Source organism: Cetobacterium sp. (genome assembly GCF_048470075.1).
Taxonomy (GTDB): Bacteria; Fusobacteriota; Fusobacteriia; order Fusobacteriales; family Fusobacteriaceae; genus Cetobacterium_A.
In genome coordinates this window covers 1-1600 of sequence record NZ_DBGBQB010000062.1, presented here as the reverse complement: position 1 = coordinate 1600, position 1600 = coordinate 1, and the positions used below count along the sequence as shown (strand labels likewise).

At 30.9% G+C, this 1600-nt stretch carries 2 protein-coding genes, 1 tRNA gene and 1 pseudogene; all 4 read left to right on the top strand.

What is annotated here, in order from left to right; translation table 11 throughout:
* The first annotated feature begins 59 nt into the window (after window positions 1–59).
* A tRNA-Asn gene (locus tag ACMOUI_RS02195) sits at window positions 60–135 on the top strand.
* Between the two features lie 47 nt (window positions 136–182).
* Entirely contained in the window at window positions 183–761 is a 579-nt protein-coding gene (locus tag ACMOUI_RS02190; protein WP_418964111.1) for an LA_2272 family surface repeat-containing protein, read from the top strand.
* A 104-nt stretch (window positions 762–865) separates the two neighbouring features.
* Window positions 866–1216 (top strand): 50S ribosomal protein L19, encoded by a 351-nt coding sequence (rplS, locus tag ACMOUI_RS02185; RefSeq protein WP_256690929.1) that lies wholly within the window; start codon window positions 866–868, stop codon window positions 1214–1216.
* A gap of 88 nt (window positions 1217–1304) precedes the next feature.
* A pseudogene (locus tag ACMOUI_RS02180) lies at window positions 1305–1600 on the top strand (signal peptidase I); the annotation flags it as partial.

The window sequence follows — 1600 nt, the reverse complement described above, 5'->3', positions numbered from 1 at the left end:
TGAAAGTACTTGGGGGGCAGCCCCCTGGGAGGATAGGAAGTTGCCAATCTTAAAAAAGTGCTTCTTTAGCTCAGTTGGTAGAGCGCACGACTGTTAATCGTGTTGTCGCTGGTTCGAGCCCAGCAAGAAGCGCCATTTTTTTATTTTTTGTAAAAAGTATTGAAAAAATAAAGGGGATTTTAATGAAAAAGAGATTAGTAGCAGGACTTTTAGGATTATCATTAGCTTCTTTCGGAGCTGAAAGTTTAGAGTTAGGGTTGTTATCACCAACACAGTTAAGAGGACCACAAACAAGTGTAAAAGGTGTAAGATTAGGTCTTATATATACTGAGAATCAAAATGTTGAAGGATTGGATGTAAATATAATAGCTAATAAAAAACAAAACTTTAAAGGGTTATCAATAGGATCGTTCTACGATAGAACTGAGGGAAACTTTGAAGGGGCAAAATTAGGATGGTTCTTTTTACCACTAACATTTAATAGTGTAGGTGGAAATATGACAGGTGTTCAGTTTGGATTGATAAATATGGTAGAACACAACACAAAGGGAGTTCAAGTTGGAGGAGCTAACTTTACAGGAACAGGAACGGGAGTACAGTTTGGACTTTTCAATAAAGCAGATCAGATAAAAGGATTACAGTTTGGATTTGTGAATATGGCAGAAAACTTACAAGGATTACAGATAGGACTTGTAAATATGGCGGATAATAGTGAAATTTTTGAAGTATTACCAATTTTAAATTTTAACTTTAGATTTTAATCTTCTAAATTGACAAAGTTAAGATTTTATGATACACTACTATAGTTATTAAAACGAATATTCCGCTTTAATGGAATATTAAATGAATATTCAGGGAGGCTAAAATGAAAGAAAAATTAATCCAATTAGTAGAGCAAAACTACTTAAGAAACGACATTCCAGAATTCAAAGCTGGAGATACTATCGGAGTTTACTACAAAGTTGTAGAGGGTAACAAAGAGAGAATACAGTTATTCGAAGGAGTAGTAATTAGAGTAAATGGTGGAGGAATTGCAAAAACTTTTACAGTTAGAAAAGTAACTGGAGGAGTTGGAGTAGAGAGAATCATTCCTGTAAACTCACCAATGATCGATAAGATTGAAGTTTTAAAGATCGGAAAAGTAAGAAGATCAAAACTTTACTACTTAAGAGGACTTTCTGGAAAGAAAGCAAGAATCAAAGAGATCAGAAAGTAAGATTTCTAAAGCTAAGGAAGAACAATTCCTTAGCTTTTTTCTTTTTTTTGTGTTAAAATATATACAAATTGACCAGAGGAGTGGATTTATGAATAGAGAGAATATAATTTTAAATACGATATTTTATGTAATTTTAACAGCTTTTTTTATATATATTTTTGTTAAAGAGAAAAAAATAGTTGCTAAAATTGATAAGAAAAGAACAATATTTGAAGATTATCTTGTTAATAAGTTTAAATTAAATGGAAAAACATCTGAAAAAGTTTTAAGAAAAATTATTAAATTAGTTGAAAGTTTAGGAAGTGCTTTAATTCTAGTTTTGATTATACAAAAATTTTATATAGGAAACTTTTTAGTTCCAACAGGTTCAATGATACCTACAAT

Coding starts and splice junctions, on each gene's coding strand:
- rplS (WP_256690929.1), top strand. CDS start 866: ATGAAAGAAAAATTAATCCAATTAGTAGAGCAAAACTACTTAAGAAAC.
- ACMOUI_RS02190 (WP_418964111.1), top strand. CDS start 183: ATGAAAAAGAGATTAGTAGCAGGACTTTTAGGATTATCATTAGCTTCT.